Here is a 19,751-nt window from a genome sequence, read left to right as displayed (position 1 = left end):
TTAACAATATCATATAAAGCTATCGAATTAATATAAATATAAACATAAAAGGAAATACAAAAGGGAGCCTTGCTAATAGCTGCAAAGCTCCTTTATTATAAAATAAACTATCTAATTTAATAGCATTAAATAAAGAATTTATATTACATTTAAATTTCTTTCCAATATTTGTCCTCTGATAACTCTAGCCTGTCTACTATTTGTACCAGAATACATATATGTATAGTAAAGGCTGTAATCATTTTCTTCCTTACCCTTATTCTTATTTTCTAGTATTTTCTCTTCAAGTTGTATTAGTTCATTCTTTAACCTATCGATTTCTACTTCATTTATATTAGTGTATAATTCTACAAATAATGTAAAGAAATTAGATTTTCTAAGCCATATTGAGTCAACAGGTAGGTTCAGCGATTCAATAAATTTAAATGTGCTTATAAATTTTTCTTTAATTTCACTGGCATTAGGAAAATAATCATTAAACTCAATAATACATTTTTCAATTTCTCTATCCCTACTAAAATAACCTTCATGAACTATCGTAGAAAGTATAAGCAATACAAAATGTAAGTCTTCCATTCTACTTATCTTAGATTCGGTTAGAAATGGAAGCTCAGATAAGCTGATTTGTTCTAAAATTTCTTTTGCTACTTCTATAAACTTCCCATCATAAACAGCATTATGAAGCTCAATTTCTGTTAATCCGTATCTTGTAGAATTTATTCTTTTAAATATTTCAATTATTTCTTCACTACTTATGTCTCCAAGGTCCCTTATAACTATATTATATCCCAAAAACTCTCTCTTAGCCGTTTCTGATAGGTCTTTAAATTTAGAAACTATAGTTCCAAATACAGAAGAATCTTCAGTTTCGTTAATATATTGAACTATTGTATTTAATCTTTGCTGTCCATCTACTACTACTTCCTGAGTTTCAATCTTTTGTATATCAATTCCAGATTGAGCTATATAAATTTCTGGAATTGGTAATCCTTGAAGCAATGTATCTATAAAATTTTCTTTATGTTCACTACTCCAGACAAATCTACGTTGAAAAGCTGGTTGTAATATGAGAGTAGGATTCTCCGATGTTAATCTTGTATACAAATCTGATATTTTTTTAGTACTAGGAGTCGCTAATAATTGTTTTGCCATCTTTTTCACCCCAACTTCAATTTATTATAATAACTATCTATATTTATGTAATAATATTTTTCTAAATAATCATAATTTTTATACAATCCACCTGCTACCTTATAATCTCCAACTTCAGATTTACCATAAGATATAGACTTAAAAAATTTAAACCAATCATTCTTTAATAACTCCACTTGGAATGATAATGGAAGTAGATCCGGCCTCATCCAACCTTTAACTAAGTAACGTAGAAAATTTGCATAATCTTTCTTCTCTTCTAGAGAAATAAATTTATATTGAGAATCTAATTGATACTGATAATCACAAATTTTTTCATAATAATAGTCAAAGAGAGCCTCATTAACAAGAACCACATCTATATCAGAATCATAGGTGAACGGAGTATCCTTAATATAACTAAAACCAAATTTTCCTGAACCTACTATAAAAACCTCATGAAAACTTATATCAAAATTGCTCGCAACTCTATTTCTAAATTCAAAATATTCTTGCTCTCTGTCTTTAAACACAAAAGGTATACCATGAAAAAAGTACTTTCTTATGAAGTTAATTTTTGTATCCTTTGTATCAGCATTTATTAGTACATCATTAAATTCACCAATATTCTCCAATGTTTACACCCCAATCCTTTTAACGGTAAATCTTTATTTTTGAAAATTAATAATATTAGATTAATATCACGAAAGAAAAAAAGGTACTTATATATTCTACCATATATTACATAATCCCTGCTATAGTTTAATAGCAAGGATTACCAAAACCTCATTTACTTATGATACGGTTCACAATATCATAAACTAACAATGTCGCAGTTATAGCCAATTTTCTTCAATCATTTCTTGATAAGCCCTAACACCTTCTATTAAAATCCCTGTTCCAGGGACTAGTTTGATTGCCTCAATAATCCCTTCACCTTCCCCCTTAAATATTGCTTATTTCTTATCAGACATAAAACATCTCTCCTTAACTTATCAATTTGCCGGTAATTTTAATACCTCCCAATGCAGCTAACTATGAGTATGTTACCACATAGAGATGAGAAATATATACCACTTTATACATAATACCTTACAACTACTTACTACAAGAAACTGATTGAACAGCGGTCAAGATTCTGGTCAAGAAATTTCATCTTTCTACGTTACAGGATTTGCATAAAAAAATACAAAACACCCTATAAACCCTTGATACAACTACCTTTCTGCTTGATATTACCGAAATGTAAAATATATGCTTCTTATCTTGACAGGATGAAGATCGCTAGTTCGAGTCCATTCGAGGTCATATTTGCTTGCTATTACTGAATTTCTTAGTAATTCTGACAGTAATAAAATATAGTGGTTGTTGGCAGACATTCCATGCACCAAAGAGCCTCTTTCTTCTGCTTTCTTTTTACCGATGTTGTTGATATTTCTTCTAGTGTTGTACCCAACGTGTTTGGATAGGGCGTTTATTAGTTCTAGTAGGTCGGATAGTTCTTCTTGTACTTCTTTGCATAGTTCTTTTATGTATTCTTTTTCCTTTAGAATTCTTGTTGTGGGTGTTTTTCCATTGATTTTTATTATTTGTGGGATTTTGTTTCGGATTAGTTTGTTGTAGGCTAGTATGGGGATGCTTTCATTATTTTGATCTTCCATTAATGGTATCACACTCAAATAAAGATATTTTGTATATAAATTTATTATCATTAGTTTTAGAAGATTATTCTTAGGCCAAATTTGAATCTATACATTCATTTTTATTAATATAATTCTCTCTATTAAATGTAATTAAAACTTTTAACTCTCTTATTTAACATTGCCTAAATAACCATCCCTCATTCAAAATTCTTTTGAGATCATACTACATCACAAAACTTTTAAATTACACTAGAAATCATTTAAATATACACGTAGTTAATAAAAAACAAAAATACAGTAAAGTAGAGTGAAATTACAACCGCCCTACTTTACCTAAAACAATATATATAACTATTAAGAATAGAAACCGATCTTTATAATCTACCTGATGTTAGAAAGAGCCCAAACACATTATCTCTATGATAACGAATACTTTCAATTGCAGGCTTAAAAAAATCCTCTTCAGGAATAGAAATTTGCTTTCCATTGTATTTTTGTAAAAAATCACTTTCAATTGCAGGATGTACTCTTAGCGTATAATCATCATTTAATGTGAAGAATCCCTTATCAAATGCCCAGTGAATATCCCTACTTAAAGCTAATCCATTATTAGGGAGGTATGATCCAGTATGACTTTTAGGTCTTATATGTGCAGCTTCTAGATTAAGAAAATTATTACACCTAATAACACTTCCAGTTACTGCGCATTTCCCCTTGTATGCCACCATAGTAAAATCTCTAAAACTAGTAGCATTAAATAAATCTTCAATTTTTGTGTCAGATGTTTCCATTTTTTTAGTAACACTAGTATCTACAACTATTTGTAAGGGTGTTATAGATAATTGATCAATCTTTGCTTCAATCTCATCCAAAATCCCTTCATAAATCGCATGTTTACCACCAATATCACTTTCATCAATAATAGTTTCACACCTTTGATAAAGTGCAGATTCAATGGGTGTTATTCTTTCTAAATAATAAACAGTTTGCCTTGCTTCTTCTATAATTTCATCTTTTTTCATTACAATAATATCTCCTGCTTCAAAAAAATACTGACACATTTCTAAAGCATTATTGGAATAGATTCTATATTCATCTCTAGGTTTTGCAGAGGTACTTCCATTATATTTATCATTATGATAAATATAATTACAATAGATTTTTTCTTTGTGTTCTGTGTATAAAGGTATAATCGGTAATAAAGATGAATCATTTTTCACACTTTTAGACAATGGCGGAAAAAAAGAAAGAACCTTCTCATCTTTAGAAATATATATGTACCTTCCTCTAGATGCCTTATCGCCAGGTTTTTTAATACTTCCTAACTCTTGCTGTCCTAATTTTTTCATGTAATATGTCATAGTTTGTACCCCCTGTGTATGTAATTGATTTCACCCTAAGTATAAGCTCCATCCTTTCATAATCATTTAGCATATTTTAACATAAAAAAAAGAAGCCTGTACAAGCTTCTCTAAAAAACTATTTATAATAGTACTTCTATAGCCTCAGCTAATTTCCCTGAGAATTTGGGCGGAACCGCATTTCCAATCATTTTATAATTATCTCCTGCACTAGATATAAACTCATAGTCATCATCAAAGGTCTGTAATCTAGCAGCTTCACGTACAGTAATTGTACGCGCCTGAGTAGAATCAGGATGAATATGTCTTAAACCATCTTTATAAAGATGAGCTGGAATGGTATTACTAGGCTGATCCCATCGTAATACATGATACTTATGAACATTTGAATTTTTCCCTGTAATTTGAGTGTAAAGCTGTTTTAACGCTTCACTAGACGTATATTTATATTGACCACTTTCAATATCTTCAGCTAATAGTTTAAAAATTCCAATGTCCCGTTTACTATGAAATCTCGGTAAATGATTTGGAATTTCATAATTTAAAGAATGTGAAATTTTTTTACCATTAACTTTGATTTCTTTATCTAAAGGTAATAATTTAGGTAAATCTTTAATTGTGTCATTCACCGTTTGAGTAGATTCTTTATATTTTGGAAGATGTTCCACATAGAATGATTTTAGAAGTTTTTGCGCATCTGGATACAAGTCCTTTCTTAGACCGATAATGATTACACGTTTTCTTTTCTGTGGGACACCATATTCCGATAAATCTATTTGTGCATAACTTTTCAAGTCATCAACTATTTCATATCCAGATTGTTCAATGGCATTCTGCATAAGCTCTGTAACAGGTGTACCTCCAGGTTTAGCACTTAATATTCCAGGTACATTCTCAAAGACAAATAATTTCGGTTGATATTTCCTTACAATCTCTAAATAACTCTCGAATAAATAATTTCTATAGTCATCTCTCATACCATTTTCATCACGTATTCTACCCGCTACTGAGTATGCTTGACAAGGAGGACCACCAATTATTAAATCTAATGACTTTCCCTGTAGCAATTTATCTAGTCCTTCATGGGTTCCATAATTCGGATCATTGATCCAACCATTAAATAACTCTTCAGTTCGTTGAATATCGAATCTCAGTACTCTTTTGTCAGCATCTTCTATCTTCCATTTTGTTACTAATCTATTTATAAGATTTTGCACTTGAGGCTTTTCCCATTCTACAGCAGCTACCATGTTAAAATTAGCTTTTTTTTCAAATCCTTCAGAAAGTCCTCCACAACCAGCAAAAATATCTATTAAATTATACTGACTCATCGCTATTCTCCATCTATATTCAAATATTTTTTTAGTTGTATGCCTAAGTGATATCCTAATAATGGGGGCACGGCATTACCAACTTGCTTATATTGTTCTGTTTTGTTACCTGAAAATCTAAAGTCATCTGGAAACGATTGTAATCGAGCATTTTCTCTAACTGTCGGTACCCTATTATATTTATAGTGAAAATGATTCCGATGCCCTGTATCAATAGTCTTGGAAGGCTTTTTGCTATGATAACGAGTCCAAGCTTCATTAAACTTTCTACTCTCTCCTACACCAGGTGGTAAATCTTTATGATTTCCTCCTTCTGGAACTTGAGAGATGACATTGATCACTTCAGGTGTATGCCTTGTCCCTACATGGTTATATAAGTTTTTGGCATACTTTCTCATTTTTTTTTGATACACTGTTTTAGGAATATTTAAATATTCACTAATATCTGTGCCTAAATCCTGTTCGAAATCATGTAAATCACCAATGGCATCTTCACATGTTACATAATTTTCTGGGGTAAGAACCGGTTCTGGAAATTCAAATTCCATACCATTTGACAATCCAACAAAAAATAAACGTTTTCTTATTTGCGGAATTCCATAATCAGGAGCATATAAAACTTTGGAAGTTATTGTATATCCTAAATTTTCAAATTCCTTCATAATAGCTTCCTTTGCTTTTCCTTTATATAAAGTGGCTAAGCCAGGCACATTTTCTAATACAAAAGCTTTAGGCTGAAAAAATGCAACAGCATTTACCATAGCCTCAAACAGCGTATTACGCTCATCATTTTCATTACGTTTTCCAGTCAATGAGAAACCTTGACAAGGAGGACCACCAATTATTAAGTCGATACTTTTATTATCTGTAAGATGCGCCATTTCTAATATAGTAGATCCTTGAAATAGATCTCCATTCATAGCAATAGCCCCATTATGATTTTCCTTAAAACTCTTTAAAGCAGGCTCATTATTATCAATGCCTAGTAAAACATCATAACCTGCATCCATAAATCCCCTTGATAAACCACCGCAACCACAAAACATATCAATAACTGTAGGTTTTTTATTATTCAATATTCTCAACTCCAAATAACAATCCATTTTACATAAATAATTATCGATTAACATACTATTTTTTCTTATATTGTTGCTGATTTGCACTACTTTTAATCCCAATTTCTATTTTTTCATTTAGTTCACCATATTTTACTTCATGCAAAAATAAAGAACCTAGCGAGCGTCTATCGCCAATAGCTAAACGATTCCATTCATAACCTTTAAATAAATCCTTAATCAAAAATATCTCACCAGAATTTAAATTTTCAACTTCTTGAATGGCCAACTTCAAACAATCCATTTTGTTCAGTTCCCCTTTGAAATAAATTAACACTCAACATAAACATATACATATGTTTATAATAGAACAAACGTTTATATAAGTAAAGAAAATAGTAACCTTAAAGAGTATTTTAATACTCTTTAAGGTTACATAATTTTAGAAAAGCTTTCTTCCGAAATTAACCATCTAGTAATTTCGGAAGAAAATTTTTCTAATTTTAGTCCCTACAATTGGATTTTATTAAATAAAAAACTTAACTGAAAGAAATGTTCAATAGATTTAGGTAAAATTTAAGATTTAATTATTAATTACAACTACACTAACCATAATTCATATATTATTAGATCCAAAATCTTAATAATCATTTGTTTGATTATTCCCTAAATTAAAACTTTTTATATTGAAATCATTCCGCTAAATCAATTAAAATAAAATTAAATCTTATAAATAAAAGAGGGACTGATATGCTTTTTACCGATAATCTTGAAACAAAAATCTTCACTTCCCACCAGTACTTTACCTGTGATGAACTTATAATTATTTCAGGATATGTTGGACCAAATCCAGTTCAACGCTTGAGAACACTCTCCATAAATTCAACTGTAATTTATGGAATGTTTGGTAGTGAATCAATATCAAACCGGTTACATGATACATTAATCAACATACATAATCCACCGCATATCAATATTCTATATTCAAATATACCTATTCATTCAAAATGCTATATATGGAGAAATAATGGTAATATTGTATATGCTTTAATAGGTTCAGCAAACTTTAGTACAAATGGTTTAAACATTCCATTTAGGGAAAACTTAGCAGAAACCACTATTGATACCTTTTCTGATTTAAATACGTATTTAAATCAGATTCTATCAAATACTGTGGAGTGTACTTCTGCTACATTTATACCTAAGGATCCCATCCCTCATTCTCTCACAGATACTAGAAATATTTGTAGTATGATTTTATATAATCCAGCTACAGGAGAGGTTCCACTCAGTAGTGGATTAAACTGGGGACATAGCCCTAACGGTCACAACAATCCGGGTGACGGGTATATTCCTATCCGTACAAGCCATATTCGAGCGTATCCACGACTATTTCCCCCTAAACAAGCGCACCCTATTAGAAGTTTAGGTCTTGGTAGGTCGAATAGACAAAATGATTCTATCGAATTAATTTGGGATGATGGTGTACTAATGGATGGTGCTCTTGAAGGATCACAGCCCCTTAACGGTAGACAATACCCCAAAAACTTATGCTCTTTTCCAAACAAAAACGTCTTAGGGGTTTATATTAGAAAAAGGTTAGGTCTTCCACCTAATGCTCTAGTTGCAAGAAATAATCTCTTACAATATGGTAGAGATGATATTCACCTTTCTCTTCTCCAGGATGGAACATTCTATGCAGATTTTTCCGTTTAATAAAGCACAAAATAAACAAGGAATGCTAGCATTCCTTGTTTTAATTTTCATACTCTAGTATTTAGATAACACTCACCTATAATGCATCGTCAACTTCAATATTTTTCAGTTCAATAAGTATCCGACCTTTAACAATCAAATCCTTAGTTTTTATTCCAAATACTGTATTCAATACGTTGTAAAATTTAATAATCCTTATCATTCCCCACTAACTCCCCATACTCCTGACTACTCTGCTCAAGAAATATCATACTCTCCCCACTCCCCTTATAAAAATCCTCCCAACCCCGCTCCCTCAAAATCCCCTTCCAACTATCACTCTCAACCATCCTCTTAATCACACCATCCCAATAAGCAACCTCTTCCTCCGTCATATCTTTCGGGCCCATAATTCCTTTCCAGTGCTGGAATATGACGTTGATTCCTTGTTCTTTCCATGTTGGGATTTCTGGTAGGCGGTCTAGACGTTTTGGTGCGGATACGGCTAGTATTTTTATTTTGCCGGCTTTGTATTGTTTTTCAGCTTCGGATAGGGTCATGGTTGCGGCGCTGATTTTTTTGTTCGTTAGGGCGTTTATGATTTTTTCTTTGTTTTCGTAGACGAAGAATTGTAGTTCGGCTGGGTTTATGCCGAATGCTTTGCTTACTTGTACGAAGGATAAGTGATCGTCGTTTCCTAGGCCTGGGGCAACGCCGATTTTGAAGTTTTTCTTGTTTTGTTTTAGTTGTTCCATTAGTTGTTTTGCATTTTCTATATTCGAGTCTTTTGATACGACAACGACTTCCCAGTCTGATGCGAGTGTCGCGAGCGGCGTGAAGTCTTTATATGTTAGTTTACTGTGGCCTAGTAGGTTGTTCGTTATGAGTAAGCTTGAGTTAATCGCCAGTACGTGACCGCCTTTTTGTTTCGTATATTTCCATCCGACATCACCGCTACCACCTACTTTGTTTGTGACAGTGATTGGTTTCGTGAAGATTTTTTCTTCTGTTAGTGTTTTTTGCATCGCTCGTGCTGTTAAGTCCCATCCTGCTCCTTGAACATTTGGCGCAACGATTTCAACTTTGTCGATGTTCACTTTATTCATATGGGATTTTTCCGAAGAACAACCAGCTATTACTCCTGTCATGATCCACATACATAGTAATAATCGTTTTTTCATAGTCCTCGTCCTATACGATATTTTCGTTCTGGTCGTCCGATAATGCCGTATGTGTACTCTACTGTGCATTCGTTTGTCGCTACTAAGTATTCTAAATATCTTCTTGCGGTTGTTCTGGAGGCTCCCATTTGTTCTCCCATTTCTTCTATTGTAATGCCCTCTTCGAATCCTTTTATAATCCCTTTCACTTTTTGCAGTGTTAGTGGATCCACACCTGTCGGTAAGTTTTTTATGTCTTGTGTTTGCGAAATGCCGAAGAAATTATCGATGAGTGCTTGATTCACTTCATTGTTACTATGTAAGAGTTGCTTCTTTCTTTTATAGTCTTCAATTGTGCGAACGAATTTTTCTAACGTGACCGGTTTTATAAGGTAGTTGCTTACGCCGTTTCGAATTGCTTTTTCTAGCATATGGTTTTCATTTGCCGCAGTAACCATAATGACGTCAACGTCTGGAAAGTCAGCATGAATTTTCGGCAATAAGTCCGTACCGATTCCGTCTGGTAAATAATTATCTAATAGAAGTAAATCGATTTCTTCCTTTTGTAGTAGTTCCATCGTTTCTTTCGCATTCAACGCTTTTCCAATCACTTTTACGTCCTTTATTTTTGATAAAAACTCTTCCTGAATTTGCGCGACGCGGAAATCATCTTCTGCAATTGCAACCTTCAACATACGACCATCCCCCTGTTTGTCATGTACTTTCTCTCAATGTTTTCGGAAGGTAAATTGTAAAAATAGCTCCCCCATTTTTCTCGTTTTGAATTTCAATTGTTCCCTCTAGTACATCTACCATTTCTTTCACATTCGCTAATCCGTAACCACGATCATTCCCTTTCGTTGAAAATCCTTTTTGAAAAATGGTCGTAATTTTTTCTGCCGGTATCCCTATCCCACTATCTATCACTTCAAACACAATATCGTGTCCAATATCGGTAACGAAAAAGGAAACTCTCTTCTCCTCTTGCCCACTCACCGCATCAAACGCATTGTCGATTATGTTTCCAAGGATCGTAATAAGGTGTGAAACTTTTATATGGTCTGGTAACGGATGAAGCGCACTATCTCCTTCAATATGAAAATCAATTTTCTTCTCAGACGCTGTTCCGATTTTTCCTAATAAAATAGCTTGTACTTTCGCATCATGAATTTGATGGAATAGAATATGGTTTTGGCTTTGATGAATATTAGATTCTTGCTGGATAAATTCAATTGCTTCTTTGTAATGTCCTAACTGAAGTAATCCTGATAAAACGAACAGTTTATTTGTAAATTCATGCGTTTGAGCGCGTAAATCCTCTGAATACTTTCTTACCTCGGATATTGTGTTCACAAGGTTTTGCAGTTCTGTTTTATCTCTAAAACTACATACAACGCCTACCGTACTTTTATTCTCGAGTATCGGTGTCCTATTTAAAATAAACACTTTATCTTGAAACGCGATTTCTTGATCGGTTTCTAGCACTCTTTCCATATTAAAATTCGGTAAAACTTTTGAAATGTGCTGCTGCATATAAGCATCATTTACATGTAGCATCTCTACTGCTGAGGTGTTCATCATCGTAATAAAACCGTTTTGATCAATCGCGATGATTCCTTCTTTTATAGATAGTAGTATCGCACTTCGTTCCCGGTATAGCGCTGCAATTTCATTCGGCTCTAGACCGAGTGTATCTTTACGAATGCTACGCGCTAAAAGGATTCCACCAACAATTCCGGCTAATAACACCGCTAAAGAAAAAAGTATGATTTCTTTCGTTCTGCTCAGTATGTTAGATTCGATACCTTTTATTAAAAACTCTACTGTCACAACACCTACAACTTGATCGTAGTCTCCGTTATGAACAATAATCGGTGCTTTCGCCATTAAAGCTGGACCACTTGCACCATTTCCTTCGAGCGTATAGTATCCTCCAAAAGTGAGTGCTTCATAGTTATATGGATTGTTACTCTTTGTGCCAATTAATTCCGAATTAGAATGGGAATACATCACCCCAAAGCGATCTTCTATAATGACATAATCCGCACCAGCTTGCTCACGAACTTGTTCCGCAATAGATTGAATGTTATTTTTACGCTCGTTATTTTGGAAAGCCTCTTTTATAGCTGGCATAAAAGAAAGAGATTTAGCCGTTTGCAGTGCTAACTGCTCCACTTGGCGCTTCGTATCAACGGACTGAATGTAAACAAATATTCCAGCTAATAGGAGAACAACAAATAAAATTAACGTAATAATTAAGCTTACTATTTTCGTTTGTAACGACACTTTGCGTGATTTCTTCATACTTCATATCCTTTGATAAAATATTCAAAACTATCAATCTCCTTTTTCTATTATTATGACAAAACTAATAATGAAGCAACTATTAAAGCTCTCCATGTACATAAAGTACAAAAAGAATAAAATTGTCATAATATTGAGATTTTAATCTACAGACAGTACAATTTAACTATAATGAACACGCTTTCATAATTATCATTTTATTACTAAGCAAGAGGAGGAATGATTATGGCTCAAGCAAAATCTAACCGAGTCGCCGGCAATATCTTTAAAGGTTCCGTCGGCAATTTAATTGAATGGTACGACTGGTACGTTTACTCTGCTTTCGCTGTTTACTTCTCAGCAGAGTTCTTTCCTAAAGGAGATCCAACGAGTCAGTTACTGAACACAGCAGCTATTTTCGCAGTTGGGTTTTTAATGCGCCCTATCGGAAGTTTATTAATGGGACGTTATGCGGATCGGCACGGACGCCGGGCAGCATTAACGCTTTCGATTACAGTTATGGCCGGTGGTTCTTTAATTATCGCCTGTACACCTAGTTACGAAAGCATTGGTATTATGGCACCAATTATTTTAGTTCTTGCCCGTTTACTGCAAGGATTATCACTCGGCGGAGAGTACGGAACTTCCGCAACGTATTTATCTGAAATGGCTAGTAGTGGTCGCCGAGGCTTTTATTCAAGCTTCCAATATGTAACGCTCGTTGCTGGGCAAATGGTTGCGTTAGGCGTTCAAATTGTTCTTCAGCAATTACTAAGCGAACCAGATATGAAAGCTTGGGGCTGGCGCATTCCATTCATTATTGGAGCGATGGGCGCAGTAGCTGTATTATGGCTTCGCCGCACGATGGATGAATCAGAACAGTTTGCAAACATAAAATCACAAAAACGCGAAAGCGCAGGAACCGTTCGCGCGCTTATGAAACACCCGAAAGCAGTATTAACAGTAGTCGGTCTAACATTAGGAGGCACTGTCGCTTTCTACACGTACACAACATATTTACAAAAGTTCATGGTAAACACAGTCGGTCTTCCGAAAGAAGTTGTAAGCTGGATTAACTTTGTCGCACTACTTATTTTCGTCGTACTTCAACCAATTGCGGGGCTACTATCCGATAAAATTGGACGTCGCCCACTATTAATGGCATTCGGTATTCTCGGAACATTACTAACAGCACCAATCTTCTTCTTTATGGAAAAAACGACAGAACCAATCGTAGCATTCTTACTTATGATGGTCGGTCTCATTATCGTTACCGGTTATACTTCCATTAACGCAATTGTAAAAGCAGAACTCTTCCCAACTGAAATTCGCGCACTAGGTGTAGGTTTACCATATGCATTAACCGTTGCGATATTTGGCGGAACAGCTGAGTTCATCGCATTATGGCTAAAGAGTATTGGGATGGAATCATTATTCTACTTCTACGTAGCTGGATGTATCGCAATAAGCTTTATTACGTATTGGCGTATGGATGAGTCATCGAAGACTTCGCAGATTGAGGCGGAGCTTGGTGGTGGGGATAAATTAGTTAACAATAAATCTAGTTAAAATTATGTATTCTATTATCTTCGTTTATCTGAAAAAGCATAATTCATTCATATATAATTTAAAGACCTCTACTTATATGTAGAGGTTTTTGTATGATGAAAAAACACGTAGTTCCATTGTTATTTTACAAACCCCAAATTCTTCCTCATCTTAAAGTGGAACAAATTTATTACTTAGAGTGTCTAATAAGTGTATTTCTAATATGAGTTGTCCAGATTGGATACAACATATCCCGTTTGACATCTATTTTTATGTATTACAAAAAAATGAAAGGACTTATTATTCCCAAAAGTAAAAAACATGTATTGTAACACTTTCACAGGTGAACCATTACAAGTGAAAACAAAAAAGAAATAACCCAAACCGTGACTTATCAATCATATAAAGTGAAACTTTAATCAGCGGGAGTCTTACTGCCCGGCAAATAGCGGGATAAACGTTTTGGATGTCATTTAACCTGTGAAATTTTAGCTGCAGTAGTATTGTTACCCAATGCCATCTTTAATTGCATTGGTATTTAGAATACCTAGACAAAATCCATATATTCTTGAAAGAGGTTGAAAATTTATGTTCGTTTTAAACAAGTTCTTTAACATTTTACATTACAAAAAGATTGTGCCTGTAGTATTACTTTCATGTGTATCACTTATAGGCTGTTCCAATAGTAATGCTCAATCTGAACCACCTAAACAAACGAATCAAGCTAATCAAATTAAACAAGAAAATACAGGTAATCAATCTTTCGCTAAACTTGAAAAAGAATATGATGCTAAGCTTGGTATTTATGCACTGGACACAGGTACGAATCAAACTGTTGCTTATCATTCAGATGATCGTTTTGCATTTGCATCTACATCTAAATCATTAGCTGTGGGCGCTCTTTTACGCAAGAACTCATTAGAAGCTCTTGATCAAAGGATTACGTATACTCATGAAGATCTTTCTAATTATAATCCAATTACTGAAAAGCATGTTGATACAGGAATGACGTTAAAAGAACTTGCAGATGCTTCTGTTCGATATAGTGACAGCACAGCACATAATTTGATTCTTAAACAGTTAGGAGGTCCCTCTGAATTTGAAAAAATCTTGAGAGAAATGGGAGATACTGTTACTACTTCAGAACGATTTGAACCTGAATTAAATGAAGTGCATCCAGGAGAAACACATGATACCAGTACACCAGAAGCGATAGCTAAGACACTTCAATCATTTACATTAGGAACTGCACTTCCAATAGAAAAACGTGAACTATTAGTAGATTGGATGAAGAGAAATACAACTGGAGATAAATTGATTCGTGCGGGTGTACCAAAAGGATGGGAAGTAGCTGATAAAACAGGCGCGGGATCTTACGGAACAAGAAATGATATCGCAATTATTTGGCCACCAAATAAAAAGCCGATTGTTCTTGCTATACTTTCTAATCATGATAAAGAAGATGCTAAATACGATGATAAACTTATTGCAGACGCAACCAAAGTCGTGTTAAGTACCTTAAAAGCTACGGAATAAATGATAATAGGTTAAAAGTTTTCTATTTTATGCGAGTGTTTTCATCAACTGAAAATTTAATAGTGTCCCAAAAACGAAATTTGGTGCTAACTTGTAATAAAAAGCTCATTTTTATTGTTTGGCGATAAATCGTTCTTTAAGCTTGATGGCGGTTTGGTGCTATCCCTAAAACATCTGGACTTTAATAGCCAACTAAAAAATGCAAACAAAAAGACCTTTAATCAGTCGTTTTGTTTGCATTTCCTTTTTCTAAAACCACAGAAAAGATAAGTACTATAGTTAACACTATAATAAACCTTACTTCACTTCCGTCACTTACAAAAAATGAATACAAAGTATAAATTAAAATTAATATTCCATAAATAATTTTGTGCAATGTACTCCCTCCTTTTTGCCGTATATATTTTAGTATAAAAATTTGATTCAAGTCCTATATCCAAATGAAAATAAAAATCACCTGTGATATACACAAAGTGCTTTTCTCTTGTTAATTTATCTATTTCACTATATTTATCTATTTTCTTTTTATAACTCAAATTTCTTCGAATCGTACTTTTCTAGAGTTTGCTGCAATTCATTTTGTTCATATGGAATATGTTGATCTGTCTGTACATCTTCAACATTTTCTCCACCTGTTAATAATCTCCTGTACATAAAAGAGTGCCCTGTTAATACTGCTTTAATCATTTTATATTGCCCTCCTTTTATTTGATTACTTGTATCATAAAATAAGTATCTGAAGTTGATATGTAGTCTATCTAGAGTGTATGTAAATTTAGAAAATCTCTAATAAAATGTTTGTATTGTAACGTTACCACCAAAACTATTGCCCTAAACACCATGATTTGAAGAGATAGGCCCCATGTTCTAGTCTCAATTCCTCCTACAGTTCTATATTCAGTAGAACTAGTTAATTCCTATAATATAAAAAGAGCACCACTTTTTGGATGCTCCTCGTTATAACTATATATTATTTAATTTCCTTCTTTTGCTGGTACCATTTTTCCTTCTTGAGAATCTGTACCTTCTGTTCTTTCAACTGTTTTTGCATATTCTGGTTTCTCAGGGGCTCCCATTTCAAATCCTGGTTGAGAATCTGTACCTTCTTTTGCTGGTACCATTTTTCCTTCTTGAGAACCTGTACCTTCTGTTCTTTCAACAGTTTTTGCATGTTCTGGTTTTTCAGGGGCTCCCATTTCAAATCCAGGCTGAGAATCTGTACCTTCTTTTGTTGGTATCATTTTTCCTTCTTGAGAACCTGTACCTTCTGTTCTTTCAACTGTTTTTGCGTCTCCTTTAGGAGTTGCTGGCACTGCATCTTTAGGTAAATCAAAGTTTTGTGAGAAAGACGTTGTTCCATCTACATTCTGTGTAATTACTTGATTTGAACTATTTTCATTTGACTTTAAATTATCCATTTTCGCATCATCTGCACCTACTGCACCTCCCGCTACCAATCCTGTACTTAAAAGTGCTCCTGCTAATAATGTTTTAATCATTTTTCATTACCTCCTGTTTATTTGTAATATTCATCAAAAAAGTATCTAGAGTTAATGTTTTAGTCATTATCTTTATCTACTTGCTTTTTGATTACATTTAGCATAAGACAAGAATCTATAGTTGATATGGACTGTATCTGGAGATTATGTAAAGAAAAATAGATGATCCATTGTATATCCTAATGGATGCTTAAACAAGATTGAAACTTTATATGAATTTGAATAATTGAGTTCCCCTTTGTTTTTGGGTGTGAGGTTTTTAGCTGGAGTGGAGTGAGGGACTAACCTTTTCTAATATGAAAGCAAACTTTTTATTATTAGTTTACATTCGAATCCCAGTAAAAGTTGACTTCTCATCAATTCCCCTGATATTCTCAAAATACACAACAAAAGTATACATTCAAGACATTGAAAATACAAAGGTCAAAGATATGAAGTAAACCCTCAAACGTCATTGTTCCGAACGGGACTATATTCTGTTCCTATCTACTCCCTCTCATAATTAAGTATGAGAATTATTCATTTTTAACTATTGAATTTAATAAAAAATCCTCTATGAATGATAATTCATAGAGGATAACATAACACACAATTATCAATATTTTTATTTATCTTCTATATTTTTAAGATAATTATCTAAAAACTTTTTATCAATTTCATTATCGGGAGTAATACCAAGATATTTGTATTTCCATATTATCTCCCTTTCTGTAGGATTATGTTCAGGGGATAACACATCTGTATAATCATATTCTATTTTGAATTTTCCTGAATCATGTAGAATTAATGTTAAGTTTGTCCATAATTCTTGTTCATTTTTCTTAAATTCTTCACGTAATTTCTCTAATGCGTCATATAGTTCGAATAATAAGTCATCATAAATCTCCTCATCTACATCATATACTTTTGGAATATTATTCGAATAAATAAAACCATTTTTTTTAGGAGTAGTAAAGAAGAAGTATGCTTCTGTTGAATCCTCTAATAATTCAGCATATAGATAAATTTCGTTCCATTCCCCTGGTATAATTTCATCTATTTTTGTACCTATTTCTTGATAAACTATTTCCATTTTTTCAGTTTCCATACTTATCCTCCAGATCGATTTTTTATCCTAATTTTTTTAATTTCTCCATTAATCTCATAAGCTATTTTAAATTGAGAAGGTCTTATACTATCATCAGAATATATAGGCTCTATTTTTACTTTCACCGTTTTTTCATCCGCTAAAGCTTGCGACCACTTTTGTTCAAGACTATACCATTTACCTCCAGAACGATTTATTTGTGAATTCATTGCCACCAAATTATCAATATCACCAGATCCCTCAAACATACTTGCGATTAAATGACCTCCATCATCATCTTTTAATCTATCATTTCTTCCATTCGGTCCATTTTGTCCAGCTTTTCGTTGTGCATAAGGATTTCTTTTAGCATCTCCTGTTTTTAATTCTCCTTCTACACTAGTAATTCGCCTCTCACTATCAGTTTTATAAGTATGGCCTGATGGTGATTTATACTCTACATCTGGTGCAAGTACTTTTCTGCGTTTAACTCTTTCATAATGAGCTCCATATTCTACTTTAGCGGATAAAAGCGTATCCTTTGCTTGATTAAACTCAGGTATATTAAACCTGGATTGTCCACCACTTCCACCAGCAAAAGCAAATTGGTCTTTCAATGGTATTTGATTCGAAACGGAAGAGATACCTTCTGGGAATTTTGCTAGATTCGCGCCTTCACTGAGTGTAGTTATTTTCCCTACTCGAAAAGGAGATTAACCCACTAATAAAATCTAGGCTTATCAAAAATTTCAAAAAGCCGGAGAGTTTGCTGGTATCGAATCTATTGGGACTCACACTATGAGCAAAACCTTCGGCTATTCGTTCTATAAATAAACAAAAGATTTCGCTATGTTGTAAGAAATACTCAATCATAGCACCTCATAAATTACACTAAAATATATTGGCATCAATAAGGAAGAAAAAGATAATATCTTAGTTACATTTCAAATTTTAAAAATAAAAAGGACATATCCCTTTCAGAATTGCCCTTTACCTTAAGATTATATGTCAGCTTATTATTTATTTCTTTTCACAAAATGATGAATCCCTTCAAAGATTACTTCTTTTAAAGCTTCTGGATAATCCGAATAGCCTTCTTTTTCCATAATTATCTCCAATACTCCCCTTAAATTTCCATCAAGTATTATAGTAACTCCTGGCGTTAGTTCACCAGTTTCTTCATTTTTAAATGTTTCTTTTATCATAACTAATTTATTTTCTTCCATGACCTAATCCTCTCTAACTAAATAGTTTTTATTCTTATCTTCCCAATATCTATATTCATAGGGTACTTGTTCATCAAATCGCTGTATATAACCTCTCCAGTTATTCGGAATATATTCTTCAAAAGATATTGATTCTGGATAATTAGAATAAAAAATTAAACGCTCAAAGTCTATTAGGAAACATGGATTATAATCATAATAGGCTTCTTCTCTATTAGTTCTTAGTTCCCTTAAAAATTCTAACCTAATATCTTCTGTAAATCTTTTATATTTTTCTATTCTTTCTAAAAAGTTAGCTATTGTAGTCTCATTTAAAATACTAATGCCTTTTCTTTCTTCTGGATATTCACTAGGAGAATATCCAGCTTGATTATAATCTAAATACCATAAATCTGATTCAGTTATATACCAATTGAGCTTATTTTTATATTTTACACCTACTATAATATTTTCGGCGTATAAAGGCTTAATCATTTAACACGCTCTCCTCTCTTACTTAATAAGTTTAGCATTCCGTCCATATTCTACCAACCACCGACTAATGGGGTCAGGTAATTCGTATGCAACACCTTCAAATCCATATTTATTAAAAATACCCTTGTCAACAATCTTAGGAGCTGTTCTACCTTGGTTAAGTGGATTAGTTTTATAACCCTTCTGAGAAATTGCATTTTCTCTAATTAAATCATCTAAATACTGTGGTACATCAAATTCCACAATATATGAGTCTGCTCGTTTATTTTTGAAATATGTAGAGTGATCTTTTCCAGTAGATACATTTAAATTATGATCTGCCCTCCATTTACTATTTAAAGAGAGTGTACCATCATCATTAACTAAAATTAACTCTTTACTATCACCACCTTGAACCCTACGATAAGTAACGTTTTCTTTCATAGTTATTTATGTGAATTCAGCTCGTTTTTTTGTTTTGGGTGAAAAAATTTTTAAACTTGATAGCAATGTGGTGCTGCCCCATCGCTATCAAGCTAAGCTTATGCAAAGTCAATTTTAGGCGAGATTGTTTCTTTTTCTAAAGGGCAAGTGTAGGTGATTGAAAGATTTGCATATGAAATAAACCCTAACGGGTTTCACTTTTTTGAATTAAGCGGCTTGATTATCAGACATGGTACAATTGTCAACGACACCTAATATATCAAAGACCGTTTTTTTCTCATATCGATGAGATTTCCGCCCGTTTTGCTGTAGGAGATTGA

The 19,751-nt window shown here is 33.2% G+C and carries 20 protein-coding genes and 2 pseudogenes; 4 read left to right on the top strand and 18 right to left on the bottom strand.

Annotation, left to right across the window (positions count from 1 at the left end; genetic code table 11):
* Positions 1 to 138 precede the first annotated feature (138 nt).
* From AC3WTA_RS12315 to AC3WTA_RS12285, 7 genes and pseudogenes are all read right to left on the bottom strand, one after another.
* Positions 139 to 1,152, bottom strand: a complete 1,014-nt coding sequence (locus AC3WTA_RS12315) for a DUF262 domain-containing protein (RefSeq protein ID WP_447614201.1) — start codon at positions 1,150 to 1,152, stop codon at positions 139 to 141.
* Positions 1,153 to 1,157: 5 nt separating this feature from the next.
* On the bottom strand, positions 1,158 to 1,766 hold the full coding sequence (locus AC3WTA_RS12310; RefSeq protein ID WP_447614202.1) for a hypothetical protein: 609 nt from the start codon (positions 1,764 to 1,766) through the stop codon (positions 1,158 to 1,160).
* A gap of 759 nt (positions 1,767 to 2,525) precedes the next feature.
* Positions 2,526 to 2,762 (bottom strand): annotated as a pseudogene (locus AC3WTA_RS12305) (nucleoside triphosphate pyrophosphohydrolase); the annotation flags it as partial.
* A gap of 386 nt (positions 2,763 to 3,148) precedes the next feature.
* Positions 3,149 to 4,135: an HNH endonuclease gene (locus AC3WTA_RS12300; protein ID WP_447614203.1), complete on the bottom strand. Its 987-nt coding sequence runs from the start codon at positions 4,133 to 4,135 to the stop codon at positions 3,149 to 3,151.
* A 122-nt stretch (positions 4,136 to 4,257) separates the two neighbouring features.
* Positions 4,258 to 5,466: a DNA cytosine methyltransferase gene (locus AC3WTA_RS12295; RefSeq protein ID WP_098877628.1), complete on the bottom strand. Its 1,209-nt coding sequence runs from the start codon at positions 5,464 to 5,466 to the stop codon at positions 4,258 to 4,260.
* 2 nt (positions 5,467 to 5,468) lie between these two features.
* On the bottom strand, positions 5,469 to 6,542 hold the full coding sequence (locus AC3WTA_RS12290; RefSeq protein WP_447614204.1) for a DNA cytosine methyltransferase: 1,074 nt from the start codon (positions 6,540 to 6,542) through the stop codon (positions 5,469 to 5,471).
* A gap of 55 nt (positions 6,543 to 6,597) precedes the next feature.
* Positions 6,598 to 6,825, bottom strand: coding sequence for a single-stranded DNA-binding protein (locus tag AC3WTA_RS12285; protein WP_002125643.1), 228 nt, complete (start codon positions 6,823 to 6,825; stop codon positions 6,598 to 6,600).
* Positions 6,826 to 7,271: 446 nt separating this feature from the next.
* Here AC3WTA_RS12285 and AC3WTA_RS12280 point away from each other — a divergent pair, with 446 nt between their 5' ends.
* Positions 7,272 to 8,237 carry a restriction endonuclease PLD domain-containing protein gene (locus AC3WTA_RS12280; RefSeq protein ID WP_492332896.1) on the top strand — a complete coding sequence of 322 codons (966 nt, stop codon included), beginning with the start codon at positions 7,272 to 7,274 and terminating at the stop codon, positions 8,235 to 8,237.
* Positions 8,238 to 8,422: 185 nt separating this feature from the next.
* Here AC3WTA_RS12280 and AC3WTA_RS12275 read toward each other — a convergent pair whose 3' ends face one another.
* The 3 genes from AC3WTA_RS12275 to AC3WTA_RS12265 are packed head-to-tail and all read right to left on the bottom strand — an operon-like array spanning position 8,423 to position 11,680.
* Positions 8,423 to 9,397: a tripartite tricarboxylate transporter substrate binding protein gene (locus tag AC3WTA_RS12275; protein ID WP_492332895.1), complete on the bottom strand. Its 975-nt coding sequence runs from the start codon at positions 9,395 to 9,397 to the stop codon at positions 8,423 to 8,425.
* On the bottom strand, positions 9,394 to 10,071 hold the full coding sequence (locus tag AC3WTA_RS12270) for a response regulator (protein ID WP_098630933.1): 678 nt from the start codon (positions 10,069 to 10,071) through the stop codon (positions 9,394 to 9,396). The genes AC3WTA_RS12275 and AC3WTA_RS12270 overlap by 4 nt, the downstream gene beginning before the upstream one ends.
* 19 nt (positions 10,072 to 10,090) lie before the next feature.
* Positions 10,091 to 11,680: an ATP-binding protein gene (locus AC3WTA_RS12265; RefSeq protein WP_492332894.1), complete on the bottom strand. Its 1,590-nt coding sequence runs from the start codon at positions 11,678 to 11,680 to the stop codon at positions 10,091 to 10,093.
* 225 nt (positions 11,681 to 11,905) lie between these two features.
* On the opposite strand from AC3WTA_RS12265, the gene AC3WTA_RS12260 reads away from it, so the two are divergent.
* Positions 11,906 to 13,228, top strand: a complete 1,323-nt coding sequence (locus AC3WTA_RS12260; protein WP_088351716.1) for an MFS transporter — start codon at positions 11,906 to 11,908, stop codon at positions 13,226 to 13,228.
* 567 nt (positions 13,229 to 13,795) lie between these two features.
* Positions 13,796 to 14,743 (top strand): class A beta-lactamase BlaIII, encoded by a 948-nt coding sequence (blaIII, locus tag AC3WTA_RS12255; RefSeq protein WP_098707946.1) that lies wholly within the window; start codon positions 13,796 to 13,798, stop codon positions 14,741 to 14,743.
* Between the two features lie 217 nt (positions 14,744 to 14,960).
* Here blaIII and AC3WTA_RS12250 read toward each other — a convergent pair whose 3' ends face one another.
* The 5 genes from AC3WTA_RS12250 to AC3WTA_RS12230 all read right to left on the bottom strand — a co-directional run bounded on the left by AC3WTA_RS12250 (position 14,961) and on the right by AC3WTA_RS12230 (position 17,925).
* A complete protein-coding gene (locus AC3WTA_RS12250; protein WP_171902931.1) occupies positions 14,961 to 15,119 on the bottom strand; it encodes a hypothetical protein in 159 nt (52 codons plus the stop codon).
* 149 nt (positions 15,120 to 15,268) lie between these two features.
* Positions 15,269 to 15,430, bottom strand: coding sequence for a hypothetical protein (locus AC3WTA_RS12245; protein WP_171902930.1), 162 nt, complete (start codon positions 15,428 to 15,430; stop codon positions 15,269 to 15,271).
* Between the two features lie 287 nt (positions 15,431 to 15,717).
* On the bottom strand, positions 15,718 to 16,242 hold the full coding sequence (locus AC3WTA_RS12240) for a hypothetical protein (protein WP_492332893.1): 525 nt from the start codon (positions 16,240 to 16,242) through the stop codon (positions 15,718 to 15,720).
* A gap of 604 nt (positions 16,243 to 16,846) precedes the next feature.
* On the bottom strand, positions 16,847 to 17,329 hold the full coding sequence (locus AC3WTA_RS12235; protein WP_000447113.1) for an antitoxin YezG family protein: 483 nt from the start codon (positions 17,327 to 17,329) through the stop codon (positions 16,847 to 16,849).
* A 2-nt stretch (positions 17,330 to 17,331) separates the two neighbouring features.
* Positions 17,332 to 17,925, bottom strand: coding sequence for a DNA/RNA non-specific endonuclease (locus AC3WTA_RS12230; protein WP_492332892.1), 594 nt, complete (start codon positions 17,923 to 17,925; stop codon positions 17,332 to 17,334).
* Between the two features lie 64 nt (positions 17,926 to 17,989).
* Here AC3WTA_RS12230 and AC3WTA_RS12225 point away from each other — a divergent pair.
* Positions 17,990 to 18,307, top strand: a pseudogene (locus AC3WTA_RS12225) (site-specific integrase); the annotation flags it as partial.
* Positions 18,308 to 18,324: 17 nt separating this feature from the next.
* Here AC3WTA_RS12225 and AC3WTA_RS12220 read toward each other — a convergent pair.
* From AC3WTA_RS12220 to AC3WTA_RS12210, 3 genes are read right to left on the bottom strand one after another with little or no spacing between them, the layout of a single operon-like run.
* Positions 18,325 to 18,534: a hypothetical protein gene (locus AC3WTA_RS12220; protein ID WP_000392153.1), complete on the bottom strand. Its 210-nt coding sequence runs from the start codon at positions 18,532 to 18,534 to the stop codon at positions 18,325 to 18,327.
* Positions 18,535 to 18,537: 3 nt separating this feature from the next.
* Positions 18,538 to 19,008, bottom strand: a complete 471-nt coding sequence (locus AC3WTA_RS12215; protein ID WP_000595045.1) for a hypothetical protein — start codon at positions 19,006 to 19,008, stop codon at positions 18,538 to 18,540.
* 18 nt (positions 19,009 to 19,026) lie between these two features.
* Positions 19,027 to 19,431, bottom strand: a complete 405-nt coding sequence (locus AC3WTA_RS12210) for a hypothetical protein (RefSeq protein ID WP_000662517.1) — start codon at positions 19,429 to 19,431, stop codon at positions 19,027 to 19,029.
* Positions 19,432 to 19,751 lie beyond the last annotated feature (320 nt).

The organism is Bacillus sp. EB106-07-01-XG149 (genome assembly GCF_058791555.1).
Note: the sequence above shows the minus strand (reverse complement) of the source record. Positions and strands in the feature narration are given on the sequence as shown.

Coding starts and splice junctions, on each gene's coding strand:
- AC3WTA_RS12235 (WP_000447113.1), bottom strand. CDS start 17,329: ATGGAAACTGAAAAAATGGAAATAGTTTATCAAGAAATAGGTACAAAA.
- AC3WTA_RS12275 (WP_492332895.1), bottom strand. CDS start 9,397: ATGAAAAAACGATTATTACTATGTATGTGGATCATGACAGGAGTAATA.
- AC3WTA_RS12285 (WP_002125643.1), bottom strand. CDS start 6,825: ATGGATTGTTTGAAGTTGGCCATTCAAGAAGTTGAAAATTTAAATTCT.
- blaIII (WP_098707946.1), top strand. CDS start 13,796: ATGTTCGTTTTAAACAAGTTCTTTAACATTTTACATTACAAAAAGATT.
- AC3WTA_RS12240 (WP_492332893.1), bottom strand. CDS start 16,242: ATGATTAAAACATTATTAGCAGGAGCACTTTTAAGTACAGGATTGGTA.
- AC3WTA_RS12270 (WP_098630933.1), bottom strand. CDS start 10,071: ATGTTGAAGGTTGCAATTGCAGAAGATGATTTCCGCGTCGCGCAAATT.
- AC3WTA_RS12295 (WP_098877628.1), bottom strand. CDS start 5,466: ATGAGTCAGTATAATTTAATAGATATTTTTGCTGGTTGTGGAGGACTT.
- AC3WTA_RS12315 (WP_447614201.1), bottom strand. CDS start 1,152: ATGGCAAAACAATTATTAGCGACTCCTAGTACTAAAAAAATATCAGAT.
- AC3WTA_RS12220 (WP_000392153.1), bottom strand. CDS start 18,534: ATGGAAGAAAATAAATTAGTTATGATAAAAGAAACATTTAAAAATGAA.
- AC3WTA_RS12260 (WP_088351716.1), top strand. CDS start 11,906: ATGGCTCAAGCAAAATCTAACCGAGTCGCCGGCAATATCTTTAAAGGT.
- AC3WTA_RS12280 (WP_492332896.1), top strand. CDS start 7,272: ATGCTTTTTACCGATAATCTTGAAACAAAAATCTTCACTTCCCACCAG.
- AC3WTA_RS12300 (WP_447614203.1), bottom strand. CDS start 4,135: ATGACATATTACATGAAAAAATTAGGACAGCAAGAGTTAGGAAGTATT.
- AC3WTA_RS12245 (WP_171902930.1), bottom strand. CDS start 15,430: ATGATTAAAGCAGTATTAACAGGGCACTCTTTTATGTACAGGAGATTA.
- AC3WTA_RS12215 (WP_000595045.1), bottom strand. CDS start 19,008: ATGATTAAGCCTTTATACGCCGAAAATATTATAGTAGGTGTAAAATAT.
- AC3WTA_RS12265 (WP_492332894.1), bottom strand. CDS start 11,680: ATGAAGAAATCACGCAAAGTGTCGTTACAAACGAAAATAGTAAGCTTA.
- AC3WTA_RS12210 (WP_000662517.1), bottom strand. CDS start 19,431: ATGAAAGAAAACGTTACTTATCGTAGGGTTCAAGGTGGTGATAGTAAA.